Source organism: Pseudomonas sp. Sample_20, assembly GCF_004307585.1.
In the GTDB taxonomy this organism is placed as follows: Bacteria; Pseudomonadota; Gammaproteobacteria; order Pseudomonadales; family Pseudomonadaceae; genus Aquipseudomonas; species Aquipseudomonas atacamensis.
In genome coordinates, this window is record NZ_RCOA01000095.1 from 1 (window position 1) to 628 (window position 628).

1 protein-coding gene is annotated in these 628 nt (G+C 57.0%); it reads left to right on the forward strand.

Annotated features, from left to right (window positions below):
• A partial coding sequence (locus D8U70_RS20310; protein ID WP_206663052.1) for a hypothetical protein occupies positions 1–213 on the forward strand: 213 nt, incomplete at its 5' end.
• Positions 214–628 lie beyond the last annotated feature (415 nt).

A 628-nucleotide genomic window follows, 5' to 3' on the forward strand; every position in this document is an offset into this window, starting at 1 on the left:
TCGTCGTTGGAACCAAACATGGAGGACGGCTATCTCACGGTAGCGACGCGCCAACAGGGCGCCCCGGCAAATAAATATTCGATGCAGAACAGACTGTGTTTCACCCAGCTTGTTCACGCGCAACATTTTGTCGAGGCACCGAAGGCACCTCAAACTTCAATTAACACGAAGGACTGGAGCGGCATCGTCGGCGAAAACGCGCAGTTCAGATGAAAAACTGCTGCTATCCGCGACAAACCCATACAGCCTGACCGGGTGTCGAAACCTGATAGGCGTGGCCGCCAGTAAAACGGATCAGTATCCTAGGGCGTGTCATTGATCATTACCAGTACCGCGTGGCCGCCTGAAAACGGGCCAGACAAGGCGCAGGCCGCAGGGAATGTGCTTTCCTTGCCAAGGACTGCAACGCAGTATGGCCCGTTTTCAGGCGCCACCCGGAGGGCCGGGCCTGATAGTGTGCAGGGCTGCGTTGCTCGGAGTTTATTTGGAACAACCAAACCACACTCCTCGCGCCTTGCCCTGCACACTATCAGGCGCCGGCGCGGTACTGGTAATGATCAATGACACGCCCTACCTCTCGCCCGCCGACGCTAAGACCAAGCGGGCAGCCCAACAGGTTGAAAAACGA